At 46.2% G+C, this 5,291-nt stretch carries 5 protein-coding genes; 3 read left to right on the top strand and 2 right to left on the bottom strand.

The annotated features are described in order from the left end of the window. Window positions 1-1,538 (top strand): DNRLRE domain-containing protein (locus tag GF401_07930; GenBank protein MBD3344976.1); only part of this gene is annotated, 1,538 nt, incomplete at its 5' end. A gap of 78 nt (window positions 1,539-1,616) precedes the next feature. On the opposite strand, the gene GF401_07925 is transcribed toward GF401_07930, so the two are convergent. Further along, a complete protein-coding gene (locus GF401_07925) occupies window positions 1,617-3,122 on the bottom strand; it encodes an AAA family ATPase (protein ID MBD3344975.1) in 1,506 nt (501 codons plus the stop codon). Between the two features lie 381 nt (window positions 3,123-3,503). Further along, complete coding sequence (locus GF401_07920; protein MBD3344974.1) at window positions 3,504-3,665, bottom strand: helix-turn-helix domain-containing protein; 162 nt, start codon at window positions 3,663-3,665, stop codon at window positions 3,504-3,506. A gap of 265 nt (window positions 3,666-3,930) precedes the next feature. On the opposite strand from GF401_07920, the gene GF401_07915 reads away from it, so the two are divergent. Both GF401_07915 and GF401_07910 read left to right on the top strand, forming a co-directional pair. Beyond that, on the top strand, window positions 3,931-4,275 hold the full coding sequence (locus GF401_07915; protein MBD3344973.1) for a hypothetical protein: 345 nt from the start codon (window positions 3,931-3,933) through the stop codon (window positions 4,273-4,275). Between the two features lie 181 nt (window positions 4,276-4,456). Then, the coding region (locus GF401_07910) for a hypothetical protein (protein ID MBD3344972.1) at window positions 4,457-5,291 on the top strand (835 nt) is incomplete at its 3' end.

Raw genomic sequence — 5,291 nt, 5'->3', positions numbered from 1 at the left:
TCGGCGCCGGTCAGTGGGTTGAAATTGATGTCACTCCGCTGGTCAATGAGTGGCTTGACGGCACGCACACAAATAAAGGCATGCTGCTCAGGCTGGTTTCCGGGAGCACGACCCATAAATTCCGGAGCAGAGAGTGTGTTATCCCGGATGAGCGGCCGGAGCTTGTTGTTGTGGTGTCGGGAACTAGCCGGACGCTCTATCCCCAGGCCGATACCTATCTTGAAGAGTCAACCTATCAGGGGTTCGGCGATTCCGAAGAACTCCGGATTGCAGGGAGCAGCAGGATCCTGCTCCGGTTCGATCTCAGTTCTATCAGTGCATCGAGCATAACGAGCGCAACCCTGCGTCTTTATGATTTCCAGCAGTACAGCGGGACTGCGGAACTGGGTGTTTTCCGTCTAGATCACGGCCATGAACAGCCCGATGCCGTGCCTCAAATAGGCCTTGCTGCCCAGTATCCGAACGATTCGGGGATCCAGGACCATGCGGATGTCTACTTTTTCTGCAATTTTGAATCGGCAAACTGGCAGGATGAGTGGTCATCGGTATCACCTTCAGGGAATTACACCCGCCTTGATTCCGATCCTGCCAACAATTTTGAGCCTTTTATGGGAAATGCGGTGCGTGCCCGGCTGAATGAAGGCAACAATTACGGCGGGAGTATTATTTACAAATTCCAGCAGGAGACCGGCTCCGAGCCCGAAGAGATTTACTGGCGCTATTATATGCGTTTTGGTGAGAACTGGAACCCCACGGTTTCCGGCGGAAAACTTCCGGGCATAAGCGGGACCTATGGTGTTGCCGGATGGGGCGGGCGGCCGGTGCACGGCGATGACGGCTGGTCGGCCAGGGGGAATTTCGGAACACAGCTTTCACCTGATAATCCGCTGAGAAAGAAAAATCCGATCGGGTATTACTGTTATCATCTCGACATGGAAGGCGATTACGGGCATACCTGGCGATGGCAGATCGGGTACCGGGGTTATCTTGAGAACAACCGGTGGTACTGTATCGAGCAGTATGTAAAAATGAACGATCCCGATCAGCATAACGGCATTCTTCGTGGGTGGGTTGACGGCTTTCTTGCATTCGAAAAAACCGATTTGAGTTTCCGCACAGTCAATACCTTGAAAGTCGAGCAGGTCTGGATGAACCTGTATCACGGCGGATCTGCGGTGTCGCCGGTGAACATGGACCAGTATTATGACAATGTGGTTATTGCAAAGCAGTATATCGGGCCGGTGGCGGAGGTGTCAAAAGTAAAAACGCCGGCTGAAGCGAATAAGGCTTTGGTAGTAAGACCGGTGCTGCGCAACGGTATGGCGCGTGTACTTTTTGACGGAATAACTAATCTATCCGGAGAAATAATTCATATCCAGTTGTATAATTCAGCAGGGAAAGTTGTCCGGAGAACGCTTGTGAAAGATGGGGCGGCGGAGATTCCTGTCAAGAACCTGGCTCCCGGGCTCTATTATTGCAAAATAAATGGAAATAATCGTTGTTACTGCGTGCAATTCCCGATAACCGTCACTGATTAATATATCAACCGTATTGATTTTGCACCGCGTCAATCTGCGATTTGCTCATATCTGTCGTTTTATAAAAGCCATGGGCTGTCAGCTATAATTAAGCATGTCTTCCAATGTTACTACTTCCGGGAAAATCTCATTGAAACAGGCGTTTCTTTTTATGCCATGCAATGTGATATATGCAAAAAGAATGCTTCTTTTCTTTCTTTTTATCTCCAGATAATCGAGCAGATCATGCTTTTTCTGTTTAAGCGCATCCAGTTCCTGCCTGGTGATTTCAAATGCCTTCGATGCATGTTTTATTTCGCAAATGGTAATTGTCTTGTCCGAGCGATCAAAAAGAAGATCAATTTGACTTGCTCTCTTTCCGGTTTTTGGCGAATATGCGTAAAAAATACCTGCTATTGATGAAATTTTATGTATGCCAAGCGCATGTCGAATGCTTGCAGAATGCTTTAAGCAAAGCAATTCAAAACTGAATCCCAGCCATGATCTATATGAACTGCTGTTCATAATAGATTGCCAGTATGCATCGGCAACATCATTCAGCCCGTGCCGGGGGAGCATCCATTGTATGCAAAAAAGCACAAACTCATCGCACAACGAATACACTGTTCCCTTTGCCTGATTGAATAAAGGAACACGCCTGGATATAAAATCACATTCATGCAGATTTCGCAATATCTCCCGCAATGTGCTGGCGGAAATCTCCCGACGGCTTTTTTGCAGCGAATCTACGATCTCACGAAAGGTATAGCCAATTCTTCTTTTTGCCAGCAGTTCAATTATCTGCTTGTAATCGCCGGAATTCTTGAATAGCGAATCAAATATAATGTTGTATTCATCATAAAGATCACCTGTTTTGCGAAAGCATAATCTGTCAATATTCTGATATATTGAAGTTGATCGGTCCAGAAAATTTAAATAGTACGGGATCCCGCCGAATATCATATACAGCTCCGCGACAGTTTCCGGCGGGACCACAAATGATTTATATGCCAGATACTGGGATGTCTCGTTAAGCGTGAAGGGCTTTAAGGGTATTTTGCCGGTAACACGTCTTGAAAGACCTGCTTTTGCATAGATTATTTTTTTTAGTATCCAGGTTGAGGCGCTGCCGCATACCACAACTTTCACCCCTGATGCCGGTTCAAAGCATGCGTTCCAGGCTTGATCAAAATTTTCATAAAAGCCGCTATTTGCCGAACATAGCCAGGGCATTTCATCAAAAAACAGGACAATTGTATCTTGCGAAGCGGCGCGCAGCGAATCGACTTTTATTTTGAGCTTGTAAAAAGCTTCTTCCCAGCTCAGCGGCTTTTCGATGCTTTCATCAAATGCCTTATGCCATGCATATTGAAAATTTGCCAACTGATGTGCCGTTGATGCGATTTCGCCATTCTCTTTTTTCTGGCCTGTCAATTCGAAATATATGCATTTTTGAGAAAGAAAAAAATTCCTGATCAAATATGTTTTGCCAACGCGCCTTCTTCCATAAACCGCAATTAATTCGGATTCTTTGCTTTCAAATTTTGCAGTTAAAAACTTTATTTCTTTTTTTCTTGCTATAATTTGCATCTCATGCGAATCCATACAACCCCTCTGATACAATAATTTTCAATGCAACATGCTGACGTATCTGTGGATCTGATACTTTTTGTTTTATCATGTAAAATATACACGATTTAACAAAACATGTCAATACTATTTGATTTATCGTGTAAAAAAACACGATATTACAAGAAGTAGCAGAACTTTCTGTTTTATCGTGAAACGAGGCAGTGTTCAACCAATCACAATATTCCCGGATTAAAGCGACTGCGCACCTGCCGACGGGTTGAGCGTGTCTTATGCTGCGCAATTCATTCTTCAACCATCCACCGCCATGCTGGAACTATCCACAACCTGACGCCGCGCAGATCCAGGCGAACCGGATACTGTCTTACCGTCGAAAATGCCGAATGCCGCAGCAGCTCAACCAAGGTACATCCCGCTCTTTCTGAATGCGTGGGGTGAAAGCCCTGTCGCTTTTTTAAATGCCTTGCAGAAATGAGTGGCATCGAAAAAACCGAGGTCCGCTGCAATCTCTTTAATACCGGTTTTCGAATTATGCAGCAGATGGGCAGCTTTTTTCATGCGGATTCAAGCGCAATTGCAGCAAGAAATGCATCAGCTTTCAAGTTTCCGGATAGCTTGCCTCGGTCACACAGGTCGGAGAAGATATTCCAGTGATTCTCTCCCGAAAAGATCGAAACAGCTTGAGGTTGTCGCCGAATGGTTAACTGAAGAAAAAAAATCCGAATTGTCCACGGGGATTTTTACCGGGAAACGCATTGCTTGAATCACACAGACAGGCTTCCTTCGCCAGTCCATCAATCGGGAGCACCGCACTGTTGCGGCAGTGGGTCTTCAGTCCCTGGAAGATCGTCGTGGGATGTCGCTCCGGCCTGCGCTGCGCGGGGATTCGCTGCCGCACAAACGGGAATATGTATTCTCCGAAACTCATACGGTAGGCAATACCAGCATGTTTGCCCTGCGTTCAGAACGGTATAAATATATTGAAATTCCCGGAAAACAGCGCCGCCTCTTCGATCTTGAAAACGATCCGCAGGAATTTGATGATCTTCTGAAAAACCGCCCCACTGATCGCGCTGTGCAGGATATCTCGGCATATTTTGCCGACAAGCTGCACGGTATTTGCGATCCCGCTGCTGTGAACGAGCAAAGAAAGGCCGAGCGGGGATAAGCACGGCGGAGAAATTCCGAGGCCCCGAAAGTATCTGCTTAAAGACCCTGGAAAACCGAAAAAAGAATACAAAATACAATGAATGCAACCATTAATTGTGATTTTTAGGAATATTTTTGTGATATTTATGGCAGATAAAGCTGAGTAATCACACTAGAATAGATAATACGAGGGAGTAACAATGAAAAAGTCCACTCATCCCTTTGCAGAGATTATAATGATAGTTTCTCTCTCTCTTTTCGCATATGCCGAGACTGCCGGTCATTGGACTTTCAGTGCTGGCAGCGGCACTACTGTCGCCGACGTTTCCGGAAACGGCAGTGACGGCACGGTTGCAGGGCCTGCACGATGGATTTCTCAGGGGAGTGAATCCATGCGTTTTGATGGGCTCGGGTATGTGGATATCGATCCGTCGGCCGCGCTGGACCTGAATCAGCAGCTTACCATTGCACTCTGGACAAAGATCGACAATACCGATATGAATATTACCATGTCCCTTGTTTCAAAAGCGGATCCCTCAGGATACGAGCTGGCCTGTAACCCATCATCCAATACCATAACCATAATCGGCGAAAACGGCCTTGCGGTAACGGCATCGGATGTTGATCTCGATACCTCCTGGAATCACCTTGCCGCAATAATCGACAACGGAAATTTTTCCATATATGTAAATGGATCTCCGCAGACCGTTTCTGATTCTGCAACGCTCGATGATTCGTGGTTTGCCGACGGGTTTCACGGTATGCTTGATGATATCCGGATTATGAATACGGCACTGAGTGTGAGTGAAATTGAATCGCTGGCGCAGGAGGTCCCCATGCAGACCACATCGTCACCGGCAATGAGAATCGGGCGGCAGTCTTCGATCACAAAGTTTGCAGGATTTTCGACGAATATTTCCCGACTTGATTTTAAGGACATCACTGCGATCAAGGTGTATGATCTGAAAGGGAGATTGCTGTTGTCACGGGATTTAACGATAAAAAATAAAATCAATCTCCATGATGAGCTTACAT

It is taken from the genome of Chitinivibrionales bacterium (genome assembly GCA_014728215.1).
GTDB lineage: Bacteria > Fibrobacterota > Chitinivibrionia > Chitinivibrionales > WJKA01 > WJKA01.
The sequence above is the reverse complement of the archived record's forward strand: the minus strand, read 5'-3'. Positions and strand labels throughout refer to the sequence as shown.

Bases quoted from the DNA above. Each gene is read 5' to 3' on its own strand.
- GF401_07925 (MBD3344975.1), bottom strand. From the start codon at position 3,122: ATGGATTCGCATGAGATGCAAATTATAGCAAGAAAAAAAGAAATAAAG.
- GF401_07920 (MBD3344974.1), bottom strand. From the start codon at position 3,665: ATGAAAAAAGCTGCCCATCTGCTGCATAATTCGAAAACCGGTATTAAA.